Raw genomic sequence first — 20,909 nt, forward strand, 5'->3', positions numbered from 1 at the left:
CCTGCCATCGCGTGCTATTCGGCAACTGCATTATCTTGTGCCTTGAACCAGTCGATCAGCTGGGCCAAGCCTGTTTCAAATTCTGTTTGGGCCTCAAACCCCAATATCTCGCGCGCCTTGTCGGGACACCCGCATGAGGCGTGGATCTCTCCGGGGCGGGCAGGGGCAAAGTCATAGCTCAGCGCGCGGCCTGTGATGCGGCCGATGCCATCGGCCAGATCACGCACGGAAACCGAAGTGCCCGCGCAGATGTTGAACACATCACTATGTCCGGCCTGAGCATGGCTCATGGCCCGCATCAGCGCCTGCACCACATCGCCCACATAGATGAAGTCACGGGTCTGGGTGCCGTCACCATAGATCACCACCGAATCCCCGCTCAGCCAGCGGTCCAGAAAGATGGTGATCACCCCGGTATAAGCCGATTGGCGCGATTGGCCGGGGCCATAGATGTTGAAGAACCGCAGCCCCACCGCATTCAAACCCGCCGCCTCGGCCATGGCGCGGGCGTGGTATTCGCCCGACAGCTTATCCGCCCCATAGCCCGAGATCGGGTTGGGTTGGCTGTCTTCGCGGATCGGTAGATCGGTTGCAGCACCGTAAATGGCCGCCGAACTGGCATAGACAACCGGTACATTCGCGTCCGCCGCAGCCGAGAAAACCGAAAGCGTGCCCCCCAGATTGACCCGTGCCGAGCCCGTCCAATCGCTCAGATAGGTCTGCACCGAGGACACTGCAGCCAGATGATACACTCCGTCGATCTCTTGCAGCACATCGCGCAGCAGTTGGGTATTGTTGATGTCGCTTTCATGAAACCGAACCCCCGGCGCCAGGTTGGCGCGGCGACCGGTCGAGAGATTATCAAGAATATCAACCTCATGCCCGGCGCCGGTCAGGGCGTGGGACAGATGCATGCCGACAAATCCGGCACCGCCGGTGATCAGGAATCGAGCCATCGCGGATTCCTTTCACACCAAAACAAGCTGCGGAAATCAGGGCACATGCAAACGATTCCTTCGGCCAAGAACATGATACTCAAACAGACACCAAACAAAGGCACTTGCGGAATATACGTAGTAAAACTGATGATAAAGCAGCGCCTTGATGGCAAATGTTGGGCCACCTGCCTGCCACATAAAACGGAAAAGCTGGCTGTTGACGGCGAAAACGGCCACCAAAAGCAGGATCAGAACCGGCCACAGCGAGGGCTGCGCGATCGTGGCCAAAAACGACAAAAACAGAAGACCCGCCAGACCGGCCCGCACACGCTCCATGATCCCGGTATTGAGATCATCTGTCAGACCTTCGCGATTGATGATCAGCCGCGACCAAGGCAGCGCACGACAGAAGATATCGGTATGGACCGAATTGCGCACCGACCAGATCTTGAGATGTTTGCCCTGAAGCTCGGGATCCACCACGATGTCACCACCAGCTGCATATATGCGATAACCCAGCTCGATATCCTCGATGGAAGGAATGCGATAGGTTTCGACATCAAACCCACCGACACGCTTGAACATATCCGCCGAGATCGCACCGCACCCCGCCCACCATGTGCGGGCCTGACGGCGCGCTGTCTGATGATAGAACCGGTGCATCAGGTTCTTGTAGCGTGAAAACCAGGGGCCTTCGGGGCTTTCATCATAAGACCCAAATGCCGCCGCCACATCACCCTTGCCAAAAATCTCCTGCAAGCGCCGGGCCCCGTTGTCCTTGGCAATCACGTCCGAGTCGACAAACCACAATACATTCCCGGTGGCCTTGGTCGCAGCGAAATTGCGGGCCGCGCCCGGGCCTCCGTTCTTGTCCATGACATAGACATCCGCACCCATCTTGCGCGCAAGATCAGCGGTGTTGTCGGGTGAGACATCGTCGATCACGATCACCTCGGCTACCTCGCCCCGGTCGCGCATCGACAACAGCGGTGGCAACACGCGCGGCAACAGATGCGCGGCTTTGAAGGCAGGCATGATCACGCTGATCTTTACGTCGCTCATTGAGGTTGCCCCATTGTTCCAGATCTCAACACCTGCGCCCGCGAGACGCCAAGCAAAATCACGGCCATAAGCGGTAGCAACCAGATCACCCGCGCGCCATAGCGCGCCGCTGGTTGCGAAAGTCCTCCGCACACAAAGGCGTTGATCAAAATGCCCAGCACAAGCATGGCCGCCACAGCCTTCATCCGCCCGGAGACGGGCGAAGGTTTGATCAACAGCGCAAGAATAACCACTAGAGACACCGCATAAAGCGCGGTCTGAAACACATAGACCGGATTGTTCCAGCCCTGGTCACGCCTTAATCGCCCATCGATAAAGGTGTCGTCCGGGATCTTGGCGCTTTCCAAAACATTACGCCGCGCATTGTCATTGGGGATCGTCTGATAGACTCCAAAATGGCTGGCTTGTTCCAGCGTATTACCCAGTAGCGCGCCAATCGTATGCACAGGTCGGTTCATCAAGACCGAAAAGAAGAACCGGTATTGCTCATCCCCGATGGCTTTCTGGGCCTGGTCATCCAGATGACGCAGCGACCCCAGCTGCTCAGTTTTCTCAAAAATAATATGGCTCGCCGTCAGGCGCATCGGATCGTCCGAGTTCTGCAACGCCTCATACAATGCGCAGGTGGCGATGGCGGCATCCGGGCAATGATCGGCCAAATATGCATAGGCAGGTCCGTCCTGGATCAACCGCGCGGTGATATAGGGGTTATAAACCACAGCCGAACCGGTGCGTTCGGTCACTTGCGATTTGAAAACCTGTCGTTCGGCAACCGCACCCAGCACCAACACTCCGATCAGAGCCGGAGCAATCCAGAAGCTGCGACGCTGAACAAAGGCTGCAATTACGGCGACCACCGGAATACTAAGGCCCGCAATCGCAAGATGAGAGGGGTGCGATAGAACGGCAGCAAAGCCCAGCACTAGCGCCAGAGCCAGCTCCCACACGTTCATGCGATTTGCGTACCCAGCCAAAAGCGCGATAACCAGAATAAGCACCGGCGCCAGAATGTCGGGCATCACATAGGCCAGATAAAAGGGCAGGGCACCAAAACAGGCCACGAAGACCGACGCCCCGGCAACCGCGATCGGAGACAGAGCAACCTGATCGGCGCGCTGAACCACGCGCAGCAACAACCAAACCGACGCAAAGATCGTCGCAAAGCCCAAAACCATGATCAGTTCTAGTCGGGCAAAGCTGGTAAGACCGGCCACGATCAAACCATAAAACAGTGACCGCGATCCGTTGACCGTGTTACCCGTATCGACCTGAGCTCCACCGCCGCCACCGCCTTCACCCGCCGCAGCTTGCGCAGGCAACAGGTTCAGAATCTCAAGGGTATTCAACCCCTGAATCATGTATCCGGCCGTATCGAAATAATACAGCAGACCGCCGTTCAACACATAGACCGACAGGCTCATGACCAATGCGGCCAAAAGCCAAAGCCCACCATATCGGAATGGTCCTGATACCTTGTCACTCATACCATTTTTCCCGGTGTCCAAACACTGGGCAACCAACTAGGTCCATGTCAGGCCGCGCTGGCCGACTCACCCCGTTCATAAGGTTTTGTCTGAAACTCCTCATGATAGGAACGTTCGACATTCACGTTCCACACGTCGTAGTCGGCACCCAGCATGTTACGCGCCGCATAAATCGACGACAGCATGGAATGGTCTTGGTTATTGTAACGATGCAAACCATTGCGTCCGGCGGTTTCAAAATTTTCCAGCTGTTGTAGCCAGGTCTGGATCACCTCAAGCGCCTCCATATACTCGGCGTCATAGACAGGATAAGCTTTTGGCTGGCGAATAATCGCCCCGTCGATCACCGATTTTGCAGGTGCAAGACCGACACGCTCCAACTCGCGTGCAGCCATCGCCACCAGCTCTTTGTCGTCGGTGTGCCACATCTCTTCATCGTCGTTGAGGAAATACTCCATCCCGATCGACGCTTTGGTCTTGTCGGCCATCATGTCCTGAGACCATGCGCGGAAATTCTGAATCCGTCCCACACGTACTTCGGGTTCGTGGACATAGATCCAGTTGTCCGGGAAGGGGTCGGCATGATCGAGCACCAGCGTCACGATCATGAAATCGCGGTATTTAAGCCGATCTGCTGCTGCGACCACTTCGGCCGGGGGTGGAGGATCCATCGAATGGATCAAATCGCGCAAGCCCATCGAATTGAAGAAGGTATCACCCTCTTCGATGTAAGTGCGCGTTTCTCCGGTCTCGGGGTCTTGTGCCACCACTTCGACACCTGTGATTCGCATCCCGTCCCGGATTACCCGTTTGACATAGGATTGCATCCGCACTTCGCCGCCCTTGTTTTCCACATGCTCGGCCATCAGCTCCCACATCTGGCCGGGGCCAAGGCGCGGATACTGGAATTCTTCGATCAGGCTGGACGAATCATTGGCGCCCGAGATGGCGTTCCACACAACCTTGGTCAGAGACAGGTCCTTAATGCGCTGAGCGGCCCAGTCGGCGCGGATCTCGGAACAGGGCACGCCCCAAACCTTTTCCGTGTAGGACCGGAAGAAGTGGTCGAACAAGCGCTTGCCGAACCGGTTTGTCACCCATTGGTCAAAGGTATCTTCCTCTTTGCTTGGGAAAACACGCCATTTTGCAAAGCTGGCCATGACACTCAGGGATTCGAAAATACCCAGATTATACAGCGCATTGGTCAGTTTCAGGGGGTAGTCGTAGAACTTACCCTGATAAAAGATCCGGCTCTGCCGCGGGACGGTGATGAATTCCTTGCCGCAGATCTCATGCCAGATGTCGTCGATCTCTTTGATCTTGGTGAAAAATCTGTGACCACCGATGTCAAAGCGAAAACCTTTGTAGCTTTCGGTACGGGCGATTCCACCAACCAGCTTGTCGCCTTCCAAGACAACAGGTTTGCAAGTGGGCTCAAGGCGCAAAAGCTCATACGCGTTGGTCAACCCGGCGGGGCCACCGCCAATAATGATGGCCTTTCTTGTATTTGAATCCGTCATATTTTGTTCAAACCCTGATCACTAAAAAACATGCCCTTACATGGAACGTTGCCCGAACTCAGCAAGGCGTGGCGACACTTGTCAGCTAAAATCACTCATTTTTGCGGCAATATCACCCCTTTTTACCATTTTCGCCCGAAAGATCACCAGCCAGGAAACAATCTTGAAAACTATACCGATTTTGTCTCAGGTATGAGACGTATTATCGAGTATACCGCAAAAATCGCTCGCCTTACTCGGGCAAAGATGATTTTTTGCGACTGTCAGTTGTTTAATGGGTAGAACAAAGTTTTAAGGTCGTGACTCAGATTATTCAGGAAAAACTCACTCCAAAACGTGTTTTGGTGACCGGCGGCGCGGGCTTTTTGGGGTCTCATCTGTGTCGAAAGATCTTGGACGGTGGCGACGAGGTCATTTGCGTCGACAATTTCTCGACCGGGCGCAGGCGACATATTGTCCCGCTGATGGACAACCCCGCGTTTGAACTCGTGCGCCATGACGTGTCTTTTCCGCTCTATCTTGAAGTGGATGAGATCTATAACATGGCGTGCCCTGCCAGCCCGATCCACTATCAGAACGACCCGGTTCAAACGATCAAAACGACCGTGAACGGAGCCATGAATATTCTGGGTTTGGCCAAGCGCACAAACGCCAAGGTTTTGCAGGCGTCGACATCAGAAATCTATGGTGACCCGCTGGTTCATCCGCAGCCCGAAGACTATCGCGGCAATGTCAATCCGATCGGCTTGCGTGGTTGTTATGACGAAGGCAAACGCTGTGCCGAAACCTTGTTTTTCGACTATCACCGACAACACCAGGTCCGCATAAAAATCGCCCGTATTTTCAATACTTACGGGCCACATATGCATCCCGATGACGGGCGTGTGGTATCGAATTTCATCGTGCAAGCCCTCAAAGGCGAAGAGATTACGATCTATGGCGATGGCAACCAGACCAGGTGCTTCTGCTTTGTAACCGACCTGATTGACGGGCTCAGCCGCCTGATGGCCACCGGAGACGATGTGACCGGCCCCATCAACTTGGGCAACCCGGTCGAGATTTCGATGACCGAACTGGCCGAAACCATCCTGTCGCTGACCGGCTCCAAATCAAAGCTGACCTACCTCTCGTTGCCCCCTGATGACCCAACCCAGCGGCGCCCAGTTATTGAGCGCGCGAACGATGTTTTGGGCTGGCAGCCGAAGGTCGACCTGAAAAGCGGGCTGGAAGCCACGATTTCATATTTTGATTCTCTGTTATGACGGCTTAGAAACAACATAGCTTAGGCAAGTTTGCGTTTTTGAACAAACATTACAGAAAGCTATGAAACGTTGCGAAGACCAAAAATGTAGAGGACCCGTTGTGACTGAGGCCACTGACAGCTATGGTCTTTAATAGTTACCTTTTCATCTGCTTTGCAGTCGTACTGTTCTCGATCTATTTTTTGAATCTTGGTTGGCGGATCAAGAAGCTGATCCTGCTACTGATGAGCTATTTGTTCTATGCTTCTTGGAACGCCCCATATCTGTTGTTGATCTTGTTATCGACCGTCCTCGACTTTGTCAGCGGCTACAGAATTTCAAAAGCACTTACCCAAAGACAAAAGCGGTTCTGGCTGATTATCAGCCTTGTCGGAAATCTTGGCGTACTCAGCTATTTCAAATACGGCAGCTTCTTGTTGGAAGGGTTCGTACAGTTTGTCGCTGCCTTTGGTATCACCTATGAGCCGGCACCATGGAATATCTTGCTACCCGTAGGGATCTCTTTCTATACGTTTCAAACTCTTAGCTATACGATTGACATCTATCGCGGCCGAACCAAGCCGACTCGATCGTTCTTGGATTTTGCGCTGTTTGTGACCTTCTTTCCCCAGTTGGTTGCCGGTCCGATTGTTCGCGCGCGCTTCTTTCTGCCGCAACTCCTGAGGCCTCCTGTCGTCACGCGCGAGCGTTTCGGCTGGGGGGGAACGCTTGTGCTTATCGGCTTCTTCGAGAAGATTGCCATCGCAGACGGGCTGATGGCTCCTGTCGTTGACAGCGTCTTTGCACAGTCCGGGACGCTGCCCAGCGAAACGGTGCTTTTGTCAGCTATGGCGTTTGGGGTTCAGATATTCTGTGATTTTGCCGGGTATTCGCTTATTGCCATCGGTGTGGCGATGATGATGGGCTTTAGTCTGCCTGAAAACTTTCGCGCTCCATTTTCAGCAATTGGCATGCAGGATTTCTGGCAACGCTGGCATATCTCGATGTCCAGTTGGTTCAGAGATTACCTTTACGCACCGCTTCGCGGCAAAAACTCATCTTTTGGTTACAAGCTTTTCGCCCAACTCATGACGATGACAGTGATCGGCCTGTGGCACGGAGCAGGAGTTACCTTTGTTCTTTGGGGATTCCTGAATGGCCTTGTCATTGTGATCGAGATATTGCTGCAAAGATCGATAGGGTCCTGGAAAATCTGGAAAACACGTTTCGCGGCGATCCTGTTCTCGGGCATGACTCTGATGACCATGATGTTGCTGGTCATTATCTTTCGGTCACGCAGCTTCCAGCAGGTCATGGACATGTATGCGAGCTTTTTCACCTCGCATCCCGAAACGGCGTTTTATCTACCGACAACTGAAAAGCTCCTCGTACTGATTTGCTCAATTTCCCTGGCCAGCATTCACTGGACAATGCGTGGTCGACGATTCGAGGATATAGTGAGGGCGATACCGAACTGGTGTCGCGTATGCGTCGGCGCGTTCATGGTTGCAATGATTGGTCTGATGGGAGGGGAAGCGTATGACACTTTCATCTATTTTCAGTTCTAAGCGCTGGACTCCTCTCGGCACCCTCATCTTATCTGCTGCCCTTGGTTTTGGTCTCATTCTTTCTATCGAGTATTGGATCCGATCACTTGGTGCAGTGCCCAGCGTCGAGAATACGATCGCACGTTGGGCGCTTGTTCGATCTCAGGTTGAAAAAGATACCTCGTCTCAAGCCGTGGTACTGTTAGGCGCGTCACGCGCGCAAAGCGGCCTGTCACATGACGTTTTGCGCAAAGCCATGCCTGGCGCAAACATTTACAACCTCGCCTATGTTGGAAAGGCGCCATACGAAGCTCTTGCAGATATTGCAAATAATACCGACTTCAGCGGTCTCGTCATTGTCTCATTTCTTTCCACGTGGCTATTGCCTGATCAGGGGCGTCACGATCAGGTGGAAATGGTTCAATATTATCATAGCCACTGGAATCTCGCCCGTGCCGCTGAGACCAAAATGGGCAATGCCGTCGCAAGCCATATGGTGCTGCGGAACAACAACCATTCGTTCTCGACGATGCTTAGGAATATCGCTCAGACCGGGCGACCCTTTCGGACGGACAACAGAACAAACATAATAATTACCGGTGATGATAGGCAGCAATACCTTACTGTTATCGACGTAGATCGGGCGCAACAGCGGGCCACGGACTGGGCAGCGAAAGTCGTCGCCGAGGGAAATTCAGTCCCACAAAATTTCGATTGGGACGCAGCCTATGCAGATCTGTCTGAAAAAATAGGTAAAATACAAGCACGCGGTGGCAGCGTCATTCTCGTTCGGATGCCATCGGCCGATATCGTGTACGAAACCGAAAGCCAGTTTTTTCCAAGAGCTCAATATTGGGACAAAATGATAGAGGCCATTCCTGCGAAGGGTATTCATTTCGAGGACGTTCCAGGCGTTGAAACAATCGATATACCTGACTTTTCTCACGTCCCAGCTTCTGAACGCGATGCTTTTTCGGAACTCATGGTCGAAGCGATAGTGGACACGCTTCGGACAGAAGGAAGCACGAGATTTGATTTCCAAGTCGGCAACAATAATGACTAAATAACTGATTTGAAGCTGATTTCCGCGCACCTGTTCAAAAATTTCTGTAAGCCGTAGACTGAGCTACCCGGATTTACTAACACATCTTCAATACGGAACGTTTTGTTTCGTAGCTTGAAGGTGTTCTTGTCAAAGGTTTCCCATGCCGTTTTTCCGAACCGGGACTCAGCTCGTATACTATGCGCATGTACCAAAATGCGGCGGTTCCACTGTCGCGGACTATATAAACAAACGTTTTGGTGGGCTCGCCTTCTCAGACAATCGATATTACATGATCGACGAAAAAGAACGTTGGTCCAAGACATCGCCCCAACATATTAACCTGTCGGCGCTGGACAGGCTTTTTCCAGAAAACTTCTTTGACCGTTCATTCGCAATTGTACGCCATCCAGTTGCACGTGTCGTCAGCGCGTTTCACTTCCAGAAAGAAGTCGAACGTAAGATCAATGACATTTCGTTTGGCGATTGGTTGGAAACACTGCCCGACAACCCTCGCTATGCATTTGATAACCACCTTCTTTCGATGGATGAGATCGTACCTCCTGAGGCTGAAATCTTTCACCTCGAACATGGGCTCGACGCACTGATCCCATGGTTTGACCGAATAACCGGAGAAAAGTCAGGACCTCGCGTTCTTCCGCACGTGAACAAGCGCGGTGACTATCGGTCGGTTTCAACAGAAAAGGTAAAACCGTCACAGGCCGAGATACGTTTGATTACCGAGCTTTATCACATCGATTTCGATCGTTTTGGGTATGACCCCGATTTGTCGCAACCACTGGCCGCCGCGCCAGAGCTTAGTGATGAGTACCTGGCGGATCGCGAGCAGGCGTTGGCCGAGCAAGCGCGCCCGAAGAATCGTCTGATGAGCAATTTGCGTCAGACCAAACGAATGATCAGCACTCGAATCGCTCGTGAATTCGACGGAAAGTCCTGATCGGCATAGCTTTGCTGCTTACTCTTTTTTTGGATACGGAATGAGCTCTGGGCACAAATGTGCCGGGGGCTCAGATGCATTCTGGCGCTGGAATTTATAGTTTAAGCTTCTGTAATTGCTGGTCTAATCTCTGTTTGTGATAGCCTTAGATTAGTGAGAAGTGGTAGATCGCGAACCGCGGCAGACCACTTGCCAAGGTCAAATCTCACCACTTTCCCTTAATAAATTAGTCAGCTGTTAACACTTGGCTGCCACACTTTAGCCAGAAACTCTGTAAATCATAATCGCAAAGGTTGTGCACTCAGCGACTGGTTTCGCTGAAAAACTCACTGGCACAGCTTGGGATGGAGATGGAATACATGCTGATTGTAGTGTTGGGATTGGGGGTAGTCACGGGCCTTACGACCTTTATCACAGCATTGATCATGGGGCATGGCATTCTGATAGCGTTCAGCCTCTACATGGCTTCTGGCTTCCTAGCGACACTGATTGGAGGCTTGGCGCTTTACGCCAAGTGCTCCTTTCAAAGAACGCCCGAAACCCAACCAAGTTTCTGAGACTCCAAACACCGGCGCGTCCGTCGCGGGTGAATAAGGCTGTTCATCATTACTTTTTCGAAGCGCCGCAACCGTTGGCAGAGCGGTCGCTTCGCGACCGATGTACTTTGAAAAAGAATACGCCCGATCCAAAGACCGGGCGTTCGGAAGCTTTGAGAATGAACTTACAGACCCCACTTTTCCTTGTTCTGTTCAAAGAACCCTTGCGCTTCTTTGACCTCGATCCAGTTGTTCACATAATTGATCCAGACCTGATCACTTTGTGGTAGGATCATCGCGATGGGTGACGGCGCGCGCGGCCCGGCATTCTTGACCCGAACAACCGGGAACTTCTCTTCAAGGGTCGAACCTTCGATATTTGATGTGATAAACACATCCGCCCGTCCGGCAATCACTTCCTGAAATCCACGTGCCGGGGCTTCGACCACTTTGATTTCGGCCTCAGGGAACCATTCGCGCACGCGCTTTTCAAAGGTGGTGCCCAAGGTCGTGGCCACAGTTACACCGGGCTTGTTGATCGAGGCATAGCCATCAAACTTGTCCGCCTTGTCTTTGGTGGTGTAAGGAAACAGCTCGACCGAGATATAGCTGTCAGAGAACCCAGCAACCTTCATCCGCGGCGGCGAGATCGAGGCCGAGCCTGTCAGGTGATATTTCCCGGCCACCACGCCATTCACAAGGGTTTTCCAGTCGGTGGGCACAAATTCGACCTCGACCCCAAGATCGGTGGCCAGCTCTTGCATGATGTCGATATCATAGCCCTTATAGCTGTTGGTCGCCGGATCGCGCAGGGTCATGGGGTTCCAATCACCCGTTGTCCCCACTTTCAAGACACCGCTATCCAGGATCTCGTTCAGCGCGGATTGCGCCTGTGCGGCACCGGCCAGGGCCAAGCCAAATGCTGCCGCAGCGGCAGCTTTCAAAAAAGTGTTCATCTGTTTCTCCCGTTGGGGGCGGATCGCCTTGCTGCCCTAATGTTCATTGATTTAAGCCAAAAGAGAAAGATAACCTCAAGATAATATTATCAATAGCAAAAGCAGGGGCAGATCCTCATATGCCAGACGCCGCGATCGAGCTTGTGGGCGTAAACAAGTGGTTTGACACGTTCCATGTGCTCAAAGACATCAACCTGTCGGTCAAGAGCGGCGAAAAGGTGGTGATCTGTGGCCCGTCCGGGTCGGGCAAGTCCACTGTTGTGCGCTGCATAAACCAGCTGGAAAAGCACCAGAAAGGCACCATCCGCGTGGATGGGGTGGAGCTGACCGATGATGCCAAATCCATCGCTGCGATCAGCTCTGAGGTTGGCATGGTGTTTCAACAGTTCAATCTGTTTCCACACCTGACCGTTCTGGAAAACCTGACGCTTGGCCCGATCAAGGCCCGTGGCCTTTCACGGCATGACGCGGAAGAGAGGGCGCGTCACTATTTGGACCGTGTGCACATCCCCGATCAGGCCCATAAACGCCCGCTTCAGCTGTCTGGTGGGCAACAACAGCGCGTGGCGATTGCTCGGTCGCTATGTATGGAGCCGCGCGTGCTGCTGTTTGACGAGCCGACCTCGGCGCTGGATCCCGAGATGATCTCGGAAGTTCTGGATGTGATGGTCGAGCTTGCAAATGACGGCATGACCATGGTGGTCGTTACCCATGAAATGGGATTTGCGCGCAAGGTGGCCGACAAGATGATCTTTATGGACGCCGGAGAGATTGTCGAAGAAGGAAAGCCCGAACATTTTTTCACCAATCCCAAGTCCGAGCGGTGTCGCAAATTCCTCAGCCAGATCTTGCAGCACTAAGGGGCGATGATGAGAAACTTTCTTCTGTTCGCAATTTTCGCTCTCCTGGCAGGGTGTTCGTCCTCCCAAACCTGGGGCTGGTATGTGATCAACCCGACAACGGATGCGGGCTGGACCAACGTCAAGTTTCTGATCTCGGGAATGGGCGCAACCATTCTGATTTCTCTGATCGCGGCGGCCCTGTCGATTGTGATTGGCTTGCTGGTGGCACTGCCCGGCCTGTCCGAAAAACGCGGCTGGCGCTTGGTCAATCGGGTCTATGTCGAATTTATCCGTGCCATCCCCTTGCTGCCTATGCTGTTCTGGGTGTTTTACGGGCTGCCAATTGTTTTCAAGTCCATGGGGTTGAACATCCCCATCGATCCGTTCTGGGGGGCGATCATCACGCTGGCCATTTCCGACAGCGCCTTCACCGCCGAGATCTATCGCGCTGGCATACAGTCCATCGCGCGCGGTCAGCGCGAGGCGGCGCAGACCGTTGGGCTGAATTATGTGCAGACCATGCGCTATGTGATCCTGCCGCAGGCGATCCGGCGCATCCTGCCGCCTCTGGCCAATCAGTTCATCTACATCGTCAAGATGAGCGCTTTTGCCAGTGTCATCGGTATGCAGGAATTGACACGCCGCGCGAATGAGCTGGTGGTGACGGAATACCGCCCGCTCGAGATCTATACACTGCTGATTTTCGAATATCTGATCCTAGTGCTGATCATCAGCGCCGGAGTACGTTGGTTGGAACGCCGCATGGGCGCGGATGAGCGTGGATAAGGGGGGACCTGATGGACTGGAAAGAGTTTATGGCCGAGACCGAGGCCAACCTGGGCAGCTTAACCAAAGAGGTGCCGGATACCGCTCGCGGGTTCGGCATCATGGGCAAAGCCGCCAAGACTAATGGCGCGCTGAGCGAAAAGACCAAAGAGTTCATGGCCCTGGGCATCGCCATCGCCACGCGCTGTGACAGCTGCATTGGCTTTCACGTCAAATCACTGATCCGCTTGGGCGCGACCCGCGAGGAACTGTGCGAGGCACTGGCCATGGCCACCTATATGGGTGGCGGACCATCCTACGCCTATAGCGCCAAGGCGCTCAAGGCGTATGACGTGTTCTCAGTCGATTAACCAAGCTCGACCGGCTGACCGCTTTCAAGTGCCGCACTGGCCGCGTCGGCCAGTATCTGCGCCTGCAACCCGTCCTGAATACCGGGAGTGACCGATGTTCCTTCGGTCACCGCAGAGACGAAGGACGCCATCTCGGCTTCAAAGGCCTGACCGTAGCGTTCAAGGAAGAAATGCTGCGCGGGTGCACGGCGGAACCCGTCCGAGGTTGCGTATTCCACCGTCGTCTCCAACTGGTTTTCGGCCCGCAACATGCCGTTCTGACCATGCACCTCGATCCGCTGGTCATAGCCATAAGCCGCACGGCGCGAGTTTGATATCTGGCATATCTTGCCGCTGGCCGTGGTCAGGATCACGGCGGCTGTGTCCACATCTCCGGCCTGACCAATGGCCGGGTCCACTAAATTTGACCCGGCCGCGTGAAGGCGCACAAAATCTTCCCCCATCAGGAAACGCGCCATGTCGAAATCGTGGATCATCATGTCCCGGAACAATCCGCCTGACCGTTCGATATAAGAAACAGGCGGTGGCGCAGGGTCGCGAGAGGTGATGCTCACCAGTTCAACCGCGCCGATATCCCCTGCGGCGATGCGGGCGCGCAGATGGCCGAAATTCGGATCAAACCGCCGGTTGAACCCGGTCATAAAGGTCACGCCTGCCTCTTCGACCGCTTTCATACAGGTGCGGATATTGTCCACCGACATATCGATCGGCTTTTCGCAGAAAATCGCCTTGCCTGCGGCTGCGGCCTGATGGATCAGGTCGAAATGCGTGTCGGTGGGAGTGCCGATGACCACTGCATCCACATCCGCCGCTGCGATGATCTCATCTGCGGTAGAGACCCGTGCACTTGCGGTCGCTGCCAATGTGTCTGCCGCCTTTGGGACGGCATCCGCCACGGCCACGACCTGTGCATTGTTCAGCGCTTTGATGCTGCGCACATGCACCTGACCGATGCGACCGCAGCCCAGAATCCCGATCTTTACCATCTCTCACCCTTTGAGCGTTTGCAGAACGGTCCGCGCAGCCGCGACAACCGGATCATGTGTTTCTTTTAAGATCGTCACGCGATCAAAGCGGTCGGGATCTGAGTTCACAGCTGTTCGCAGCGCTTGACCAAAGGCCATCCGCAGCTCGGTTCCGATGTTGAACTTGCAGATATTTGTGTTCTTTGCCAACGCTTTACGCTGCGCCACAGGCACGCCCGAGCCACCGTGAATGACCAAAGGCACCGGTGTCAGCGCTTGAATTGCGGCGATCCGGGGTTCGTCCAATCCGCCTTCTTTTTCCTGTTGCAGATGCACATTGCCGACCGAAATGGCCATTGCATCGATCCCCGTTTCGCTTGCAAACGTTGCCGCCTCGCTGGGGTCGGTCCCGGCCGAGGCCTCACCGCCGGAATAGCCGACAAACCCGATCTCACCCTCGCATGAAACCCCCGCCTGATGCGCCAGGTCGGCGATCTTGCGCGTCTCGGCTATGTTCTCGGCCAGCGGCTTGCGCGAGCCGTCAAACATCAGCGACGTAAAACCAGAATCCAGCGCCTCGGAACACTCATCATAGGTGTATCCGTGATCCAGATGGGCAACCACGGGCACGCTGGCATGTTCCGCCAAATGCCGGAACATCTTTCCAAGTATTGGTAATGGCGTATGTTCCCGGCAGCTTGGCCCGGCTTGCAGGATCACCGGGCAATTCTCGGCCTCGGCCGCCGCCACATAGGCGCGCATATCCTCCCAGCCCAGACAGACCAGCCCGCCAACCGCATAACCCTGCTGCAACGCGGGCTGTAGGACGTCTTTCAGTGTGACAAGGGTCATTTGAACTTCGCGATCATGTCCTTGATGCCTGGAATCGTCTCGATCTGATAGGCATGGGACGGCTGGAAGAACTGAACCAGGCTGCGCTGCGACAGTCCGCCAAGAATGGTGAAGTAATACATCTGATAGCCCGGCAACACCGCGCAAGGATGATAGCCGCTGTCCAGACAGATCGTCGATCCGTCGACGATGTGATAGGCATCGCCAGGTTTACCATCCTCGCGCTGCAACATCTGCAAACCAGAACCATGGTTCGGCTTGAAGCGGAAATTATAGGTCTCGTCATGGCGTGTTTCGTCGGGCAGACGATCCGTATCATGCTTGTGCGACGGGAAACCCGACCAGCCGCCTTCACCGACGGTAAAGAGTTCGGACACCAGCAAGCGCCCCACCTTGTCGTGGTACTTGGTGCCCAAGATATGCTTGATCTTCCGGTGCGTTTTGGTCTCGTCCGAGCCGTATTGGACCAGATCCAGTTCATCCTTGCGTACGTCAAACGCATCCAAAACCTTGTCATAGCGCGCGCCGCAGACAAATACCTCGGCCTCATTCGACATACAGACCATCTCGGCCTTGGCGGCGGTGGGCACGTAAACGCCTTCCGGCTCGCCATCCCAAACGTCTTCGACACGCTCGCCTAAGCCTTGCGATTTGAACCCTTCGATATCCACATCGATGGTGCCTGTGGCCGGGACTATGCAAGTCTCGTACCCCGGCACCGCGTATTCAAACGCCTCGCCCTTTTTCAACTTGACGATGTTAAAATAGTTCAGCGGAACACAGGGATCATCCACATCGACGATGGGTTTGTTCTGGTTGTCAAACGGTGGAATATGCATCTGGGGTCCTCTCAGGCGTCAGTCGGGCCGGGGTGTTCGGCCATGAATTTCGTAAGTGTCGGAGTGTCGGCCATCGCGGGCGCGCAGCCGGGGCGCGAAACGGTGACCGAGGCGCAGGCCGACCCGCGCAGGATCGCGGCACGCAAGTCCTGGCCTTCAGCCAGACCGGTCACCAGGCCTGCCATAAAGCTGTCGCCAGCGCCGGTGGGCTTCAGCGCCTCAACCGGCCAGATCCCGGTATGGATTTCGGCACCGTCGGCAAAGGTAACGGCACCTTTTTCGCCCATCTTATAGATCACGATGGTCGCGGTGCTTTCGGCCAGCGCCCGCGCCTTGTCCAAACCCTTGTCGATCCCACCTGCCATAAAGCCAAACTCTTCATCATTGCCGACGATCATGTCCGACGCTGCCGCCGCGCGGCTCAGCACCTCTTCGGCCACTTGTGGTGAGGGCCACGAATAAGGGCGGTAATCCACGTCGAAGATAATCGGCAGCCCTGCGGCTTTCGCGCGGTCAAATGCCTCAAACGTTGCGCTGCGCGAGGGTTCGGCGGCAAAAACCGTACCGGCGGTGATCAAAGCCCCGAACTTGGCATAATCCACAGCGGCCACGTCATCGGAATTCATTTGGAAATCCGCAGCCCCGTTGCGATAGATCACATTCCGGTGGCCTTCGACGCGGCTTTCGTAAAACGCCAGCGAGTTGCGGTATTCGCCGCCCACCGGTGTGACATACTCTGTGCCTACACCATAACGTTTCAGCTGCCCAATGCAGTAGCTGCCAACACTGTCATCCGATACGCGCGTGACCAGCGATGACTGACCGCCCAGTTTGCAGATACCTGCCGCGATATTGGCCGAAGACCCGCCTAGCCCTACGGTGACCGTCTCGGCATCCTCAGCCGCAACACCGGGATCGGTGAAAAAGTCGATCCCCGCGCGGCCAACCACAACAAAGTTGTTCTTTTTGATGCCGTCCAACAAAGCTGACATCAAACGCCCTTTCTTTGCTTGGGACGCGTGGATTCCCAATCCACATGCGCTGCGCGCACTTTGTCTGATGCGGTGACATGGGGGGTGCCCACCTCCCACCAGGCATGGCCTTCGGTGGTCCAACCTTCGTACGCATCAACCTTCATGCTGATCACATAGGTCCGGTCGGCGGCCTTGGCGCGCCTGAACGCCTCTTCCAACTCGGACGGAGAGCTGACGGTTTCAGCCTCGGCCCCCATGGCGCGGGCATGCGCTTCGAAGTCCACTCCAACCTGATTGGTGGCTGTTGGCGTATCGGCGATCAGGTTGTTGAAGCTTTCATTGCCGGTGTTGTTCTGCAATTTGTTGATGACCGCAAAGCCGCCATTGTCCAGCACAAGGATGATAAGCTTTTTGTCGGTCAGAACCGACGAATAGATATCCGAATTCATTAGCAGGTATGAGCCGTCGCCGGTGAACACGATCGTATCCTGGTCGGGCTCCATCTGCGATTGCGCGATCCGCGCGCCCCAGCCGCCTGCGATCTCATAACCCATGCAGGAAAAGCCAAACTCAACATCCACCGTTCCGATATCCAGCGTTTTCCAGTTTGCGGTGACTTCGGCAGGCAGACCACCTGCTGCCGCAACCACACGGTCGCGCGCATCGCACAGGCGGTTCACCTCACCAATGGCTTGCGCGTAAGAGGCCGGTCCATTTCCGACGCGAGTGTTTTCGGCGACATATTCGCCCCACTTGGCCCGCTCGGCCTTGGCTTTGGCGGTCCAATCTGCGGGCGCTGCATAGCCTGCGATTGCATCCGCCAAGGTGGGCAGGGCCAGTTTGGCGTCACCCACAACCGTGGTCGACATATGCTTGGCCGCATCATGGCGCCCGACATTCAGGCCAATGATCTTTGCGTCATGGGCAAAGGCGGTCCAGGACCCGGTGGTAAAGTCCTGCAAACGCGTTCCGACTGCCAGAATCACATCGGCCTCTTCTGCGATATTGTTGGCCGAATCCGAGCCGGTCACCCCAATCGGGCCAATGTTCAGCCCGTGATCATGCACAAGGTTGGCCCGTCCCGCGATGGTTTCGACAACCGGGATACCTGTGCTGTCGGCAAAGGCGGTCAATTCAGCCACCGCGCCGGAATATTGCACACCGCCGCCCGCGATGATCATCGGGCGTTTGGCCGATTTCAACAGCGCAGCCGCGTCGGCCACTTCAAGCGTATCCGGGGCCTGCCGGCGGATCCGGTGCACGCGTTTATCAAAGAAACTGACGGGATAGTCATAGGTCCAGCCCTGCACATCCTGAGGCAAGCCGATAAAGGCCGGGCCACAATCTGCGGGATCGAGCATTGTCGCCAACGCTGCGGGCAGGGACTGGATCACCTGTGCGGGATGGGTGATGCGGTCCCAATACCGGCTCACCGCCTTGAACGCATCATTGGTTCCAAAGGTGGGGTTTCCGAAATGCTCCAGCTGTTGCAAGACCGGGTCGGGCAAACGTGTCAGGAAGGCATCACCACACAGCATCAGCATCGGCAGCCGGTTGGCATGGGCCAGCGCGGCAGAGGTCAACAGGTTTGCTGTACCGGGCCCCGCCGATGCGGTGCAGAACATGAACCGACGGCGCAGCCAAGCCTTGGCATAGGCCGCTGCGGCAAATCCCATACCTTGTTCATTCTGACCCCGGTACAAAGGAAGTTCGTCTTGATGCCCATACAGCGCCTCACCCAGACAGGTCACGTTGCCATGCCCGAAAATACCGAACCCACCACCGCAGATTCGTGTCTCGACGCCATCGATTTCGATCCATTGGTTGGCCAAATACCGAACAATGGCCTGCGCTGTGGTCAGCGTCACGGTCTGCGCCGCGTGCCCCATGGATTTCCTCCCTTTTGATAGTGCAAATTCTGCGCTGGTCACGATTGTATGTTGACCTTGGTGGTAGAGTAAGGATATCCGTTTTGCAACCGGTTGCAAGAAAATTTTAGGGAGGGCGCTGGGATGTCAGAAATCGGGATAGGCATCATCGGTGGCGGCTATATGGGCAAGGCACATGCTGCCGCCTATAGCGCGGTCGCCACATTGTTTGACACCGAACTTCGGCCACGGCTCGAAGTTGTGTGCGCGACCTCCAAAGCCTCGGCGGAACGCTATCGGCACGCCTATGGCTTTGCACGGGGCACCGACAACTGGCGTGATCTGGTTGATGACCCCAAGGTCGAGGCTGTCGTCATAGCCTCACCGCAAAGCACACATCGCGAGATCGCATTGGCAGCCTTTGCCAAGGGCAAACCGGTGTTCTGCGAGAAGCCACTGGGCGAGAACCTGGCCGATTCGATTGCGATGAACGATGCAGCCGCGGCCAGCGGACAGATCAATATGGTCGGGTTCAACTATATCCGAACGCCCGCATCGCAATACGCGCGGCAATTGGTTGCCGAAGGCCGGATCGGGGAAGTCACCTATTTCCGCGGCGAACATACCGAAGATTTTCTGGCCGATGCGGACCTGCCCGGCAATTGGCGGACCGAAGGCATGGCCAACGGATGTATGGGGGATCTTTCACCCCACATGATCAACGGTGCCCGGGCACTGATCGGCCCGATCACATCTCTTTGCGCGCAGGTCGAGACGGTCCATGCCACACGCGGTGGTGTTGCGGTAACCAATGATGATCAGGCGCAGTTCATGTGCCGGTTCGAAAACGGCGCGCTGGGTCATCTGTTCTTCAGCCGCGTCGCGACGGGCCGCAAGATGGGCTATGCCTATGAAATCCACGGCACAAAAGGGCAGATCCGGTTCGATCAAGAAGATCAGAACGCCCTGCATCTCTATACGATGGAAGGCCCCGAGGCCGAGCGCGGTTTTCGCAAGATCCTGGCAGGGCCTGCCCATCCCGACTACGAGCCCTTCTGCCTTGGGCCCGGGCATGGGACCGGCTATCAGGACCAGATCATCATCGAAGCCAAGGATTTCCTGACAGCCATCGCAACAGGAAAAAACATCTGGCCGACCTTTGCGGAAGGCCTGGAAGTCAATCGCGTCGTCAAGGCAGCGCTTGATTCAAGCGACAAGAACGCTTGGGTCAACGTGGCCGACTATTAGAAAGTACAAAGACATGATCAAGATCGGCAACGCACCCTGTTCCTGGGGTATCGAATTTGCATCCGACCCGGCCTATCCGACCTGGCAATCGGTGCTCAGCCAATGTGCGCAAGCGGGCTATAAGGGGATCGAACTTGGCCCTATCGGGTATATGCCCGAAGATCCGGCCGTCCTGCGGGATGAACTGGACAAGAATGACCTGTCCATCATCGGCGGCGTTGTCTTTCGCCCCTTCCATGATCCTGACAAATGGGATGAGGTCATGGATGCCTCGGTGCGGACCTGCAAGGCGCTTGTGGCCCACGGCGCCCAGCACCTGGTGTTGATCGACAGCATCTCACCCCGCCGCGCGCCCACAGCCGGACGGGCGGATGAGGCCGAACAAATGGACAAGGCCGAATGGACCGCGTTCCGGGACAAGATCGAAACCATCGCAAAAATGGGGAGCGAAGAATACGGCCTGACCGTTGGTATTCACGCCCATGCGGGTGGCTTCATGGATTTCGAGCCCGAGTTGGAGCGACTGCTATCCGAAGTAGACGAAAGCATCCTCAAAATCTGCTTTGACACCGGCCATCATTCGTATGCGGGATTCGACCCGGTCGCGTTCATGAAGCGGAATGTCGACCGCATCAGCTATATGCATTTCAAGGATATCGATCCTGCGGTGAAAACCGATGTCGTTGCCAACCGCACCGATTTCTACAAGGCCTGTGGGCAGGGTATTTTCTGCAATCTGGGACAGGGCGATGTGGACTTCCCCGCCGTCCGTCAGGTTCTGCTGGATGCCGGGTTCGAGGGCTGGTGCACCGTTGAACAAGACTGTGATCCGTCACTGCCCGGCACCCCGCTGGAAGACGCGGAAAGCAACCGCAAATATCTGGAATCCATTGGCTTCTAA

At 55.3% G+C, this 20,909-nt stretch carries 19 protein-coding genes; 9 read left to right on the top strand and 10 right to left on the bottom strand.

Features of this window, described 5'->3' with window-relative positions; all coding sequences use genetic code 11:
- Window positions 1-14: 14 nt before the first annotated feature.
- From GOX45_RS16060 to GOX45_RS16075, 4 genes are read right to left on the bottom strand one after another with little or no spacing between them, the layout of a single operon-like run.
- Complete coding sequence (locus tag GOX45_RS16060) at window positions 15-956, bottom strand: NAD-dependent epimerase/dehydratase family protein (RefSeq protein WP_171102177.1); 942 nt, start codon at window positions 954-956, stop codon at window positions 15-17.
- A 36-nt stretch (window positions 957-992) separates the two neighbouring features.
- The gene (locus tag GOX45_RS16065; protein ID WP_171102178.1) at window positions 993-2,000 is read right to left on the bottom strand and encodes a glycosyltransferase family 2 protein; all 1,008 of its coding nucleotides are present in this window, start codon (window positions 1,998-2,000) and stop codon (window positions 993-995) included.
- Entirely contained in the window at window positions 1,997-3,484 is a 1,488-nt protein-coding gene (locus GOX45_RS16070) for a hypothetical protein (RefSeq protein ID WP_171102179.1), read from the bottom strand. Before GOX45_RS16070 ends, GOX45_RS16065 begins: the two co-directional genes overlap by 4 nt.
- A gap of 47 nt (window positions 3,485-3,531) precedes the next feature.
- Window positions 3,532-5,004 (bottom strand): NAD(P)/FAD-dependent oxidoreductase, encoded by a 1,473-nt coding sequence (locus GOX45_RS16075; RefSeq protein WP_171102180.1) that lies wholly within the window; start codon window positions 5,002-5,004, stop codon window positions 3,532-3,534.
- Between the two features lie 299 nt (window positions 5,005-5,303).
- Here GOX45_RS16075 and GOX45_RS16080 point away from each other — a divergent pair, with 299 nt between their 5' ends.
- The 4 genes from GOX45_RS16080 (at window position 5,304) to GOX45_RS16095 (ending at window position 9,792) form a co-directional block, all read left to right on the top strand.
- On the top strand, window positions 5,304-6,266 hold the full coding sequence (locus GOX45_RS16080) for a UDP-glucuronic acid decarboxylase family protein (RefSeq protein WP_371808503.1): 963 nt from the start codon (window positions 5,304-5,306) through the stop codon (window positions 6,264-6,266).
- A gap of 182 nt (window positions 6,267-6,448) precedes the next feature.
- On the top strand, window positions 6,449-7,813 hold the full coding sequence (locus tag GOX45_RS16085; RefSeq protein WP_171102181.1) for an MBOAT family protein: 1,365 nt from the start codon (window positions 6,449-6,451) through the stop codon (window positions 7,811-7,813).
- A complete protein-coding gene (locus GOX45_RS16090; protein WP_171102182.1) occupies window positions 7,785-8,855 on the top strand; it encodes a hypothetical protein in 1,071 nt (356 codons plus the stop codon). Before GOX45_RS16085 ends, GOX45_RS16090 begins: the two co-directional genes overlap by 29 nt.
- Window positions 8,856-8,997: 142 nt before the next feature.
- Window positions 8,998-9,792, top strand: a complete 795-nt coding sequence (locus tag GOX45_RS16095) for a sulfotransferase family 2 domain-containing protein (RefSeq protein ID WP_171102183.1) — start codon at window positions 8,998-9,000, stop codon at window positions 9,790-9,792.
- Between the two features lie 721 nt (window positions 9,793-10,513).
- Here the strand turns inward: GOX45_RS16095 and GOX45_RS16100 are convergent.
- On the bottom strand, window positions 10,514-11,284 hold the full coding sequence (locus GOX45_RS16100) for a transporter substrate-binding domain-containing protein (RefSeq protein WP_171102184.1): 771 nt from the start codon (window positions 11,282-11,284) through the stop codon (window positions 10,514-10,516).
- 119 nt (window positions 11,285-11,403) lie between these two features.
- Here GOX45_RS16100 and GOX45_RS16105 point away from each other — a divergent pair, with 119 nt between their 5' ends.
- From GOX45_RS16105 to GOX45_RS16115, 3 genes are read left to right on the top strand one after another with little or no spacing between them, the layout of a single operon-like run.
- Window positions 11,404-12,144: an amino acid ABC transporter ATP-binding protein gene (locus tag GOX45_RS16105; RefSeq protein WP_171102185.1), complete on the top strand. Its 741-nt coding sequence runs from the start codon at window positions 11,404-11,406 to the stop codon at window positions 12,142-12,144.
- 9 nt (window positions 12,145-12,153) lie between these two features.
- Complete coding sequence (locus GOX45_RS16110; RefSeq protein ID WP_171102186.1) at window positions 12,154-12,912, top strand: amino acid ABC transporter permease; 759 nt, start codon at window positions 12,154-12,156, stop codon at window positions 12,910-12,912.
- 11 nt (window positions 12,913-12,923) lie between these two features.
- Window positions 12,924-13,262, top strand: a complete 339-nt coding sequence (locus GOX45_RS16115) for a carboxymuconolactone decarboxylase family protein (RefSeq protein ID WP_171102187.1) — start codon at window positions 12,924-12,926, stop codon at window positions 13,260-13,262.
- On the opposite strand, the gene iolG is transcribed toward GOX45_RS16115, so the two are convergent.
- Genes iolG through iolD form a run of 5 tightly spaced genes read right to left on the bottom strand, consistent with a single transcriptional unit; the run spans window position 13,259 to window position 18,781 of the window.
- Entirely contained in the window at window positions 13,259-14,248 is a 990-nt protein-coding gene (iolG, locus tag GOX45_RS16120) for an inositol 2-dehydrogenase (protein WP_171102188.1), read from the bottom strand. The two genes, GOX45_RS16115 and iolG, sit on opposite strands and share 4 nt — an antisense overlap.
- A gap of 3 nt (window positions 14,249-14,251) precedes the next feature.
- Window positions 14,252-15,079, bottom strand: coding sequence for a class II fructose-bisphosphate aldolase (locus GOX45_RS16125; RefSeq protein WP_171102189.1), 828 nt, complete (start codon window positions 15,077-15,079; stop codon window positions 14,252-14,254).
- Window positions 15,076-15,918, bottom strand: a complete 843-nt coding sequence (locus tag GOX45_RS16130) for a 5-deoxy-glucuronate isomerase (protein ID WP_171102190.1) — start codon at window positions 15,916-15,918, stop codon at window positions 15,076-15,078. The genes GOX45_RS16125 and GOX45_RS16130 overlap by 4 nt, the downstream gene beginning before the upstream one ends.
- 11 nt (window positions 15,919-15,929) lie before the next feature.
- On the bottom strand, window positions 15,930-16,910 hold the full coding sequence (locus tag GOX45_RS16135; protein ID WP_171102191.1) for a PfkB family carbohydrate kinase: 981 nt from the start codon (window positions 16,908-16,910) through the stop codon (window positions 15,930-15,932).
- Window positions 16,910-18,781, bottom strand: a complete 1,872-nt coding sequence (iolD, locus tag GOX45_RS16140; protein ID WP_171102192.1) for a 3D-(3,5/4)-trihydroxycyclohexane-1,2-dione acylhydrolase (decyclizing) — start codon at window positions 18,779-18,781, stop codon at window positions 16,910-16,912. The genes GOX45_RS16135 and iolD overlap by 1 nt, the downstream gene beginning before the upstream one ends.
- 123 nt (window positions 18,782-18,904) lie before the next feature.
- On the opposite strand from iolD, the gene GOX45_RS16145 reads away from it, so the two are divergent.
- Window positions 18,905-20,008, top strand: a complete 1,104-nt coding sequence (locus GOX45_RS16145) for a Gfo/Idh/MocA family protein (protein ID WP_171102193.1) — start codon at window positions 18,905-18,907, stop codon at window positions 20,006-20,008.
- Window positions 20,009-20,021: 13 nt separating this feature from the next.
- On the top strand, window positions 20,022-20,909 hold the full coding sequence (locus GOX45_RS16150; RefSeq protein WP_171102194.1) for a sugar phosphate isomerase/epimerase: 888 nt from the start codon (window positions 20,022-20,024) through the stop codon (window positions 20,907-20,909).

This window comes from Ruegeria sp. HKCCD7255 (genome assembly GCF_013031565.1).
In the GTDB taxonomy this organism is placed as follows: Bacteria; Pseudomonadota; Alphaproteobacteria; order Rhodobacterales; family Rhodobacteraceae; genus Ruegeria.

Excerpts from the sequence above, each read along its gene's own strand:
- GOX45_RS16130 (WP_171102190.1), bottom strand. The coding sequence starts at position 15,918 with ATGCATATTCCACCGTTTGACAACCAGAACAAACCCATCGTCGATGTG.
- GOX45_RS16100 (WP_171102184.1), bottom strand. The coding sequence starts at position 11,284 with ATGAACACTTTTTTGAAAGCTGCCGCTGCGGCAGCATTTGGCTTGGCC.
- GOX45_RS16135 (WP_171102191.1), bottom strand. The coding sequence starts at position 16,910 with ATGTCAGCTTTGTTGGACGGCATCAAAAAGAACAACTTTGTTGTGGTT.
- GOX45_RS16060 (WP_171102177.1), bottom strand. The coding sequence starts at position 956 with ATGGCTCGATTCCTGATCACCGGCGGTGCCGGATTTGTCGGCATGCAT.
- GOX45_RS16095 (WP_171102183.1), top strand. The coding sequence starts at position 8,998 with ATGCCGTTTTTCCGAACCGGGACTCAGCTCGTATACTATGCGCATGTA.
- GOX45_RS16070 (WP_171102179.1), bottom strand. The coding sequence starts at position 3,484 with ATGAGTGACAAGGTATCAGGACCATTCCGATATGGTGGGCTTTGGCTT.
- GOX45_RS16125 (WP_171102189.1), bottom strand. The coding sequence starts at position 15,079 with ATGACCCTTGTCACACTGAAAGACGTCCTACAGCCCGCGTTGCAGCAG.
- GOX45_RS16065 (WP_171102178.1), bottom strand. The coding sequence starts at position 2,000 with ATGAGCGACGTAAAGATCAGCGTGATCATGCCTGCCTTCAAAGCCGCG.
- iolG (WP_171102188.1), bottom strand. The coding sequence starts at position 14,248 with ATGGTAAAGATCGGGATTCTGGGCTGCGGTCGCATCGGTCAGGTGCAT.
- iolD (WP_171102192.1), bottom strand. The coding sequence starts at position 18,781 with ATGGGGCACGCGGCGCAGACCGTGACGCTGACCACAGCGCAGGCCATT.
- GOX45_RS16105 (WP_171102185.1), top strand. The coding sequence starts at position 11,404 with ATGCCAGACGCCGCGATCGAGCTTGTGGGCGTAAACAAGTGGTTTGAC.
- GOX45_RS16145 (WP_171102193.1), top strand. The coding sequence starts at position 18,905 with ATGTCAGAAATCGGGATAGGCATCATCGGTGGCGGCTATATGGGCAAG.
- GOX45_RS16090 (WP_171102182.1), top strand. The coding sequence starts at position 7,785 with ATGACACTTTCATCTATTTTCAGTTCTAAGCGCTGGACTCCTCTCGGC.
- GOX45_RS16115 (WP_171102187.1), top strand. The coding sequence starts at position 12,924 with ATGGACTGGAAAGAGTTTATGGCCGAGACCGAGGCCAACCTGGGCAGC.
- GOX45_RS16110 (WP_171102186.1), top strand. The coding sequence starts at position 12,154 with ATGAGAAACTTTCTTCTGTTCGCAATTTTCGCTCTCCTGGCAGGGTGT.
- GOX45_RS16150 (WP_171102194.1), top strand. The coding sequence starts at position 20,022 with ATGATCAAGATCGGCAACGCACCCTGTTCCTGGGGTATCGAATTTGCA.
- GOX45_RS16075 (WP_171102180.1), bottom strand. The coding sequence starts at position 5,004 with ATGACGGATTCAAATACAAGAAAGGCCATCATTATTGGCGGTGGCCCC.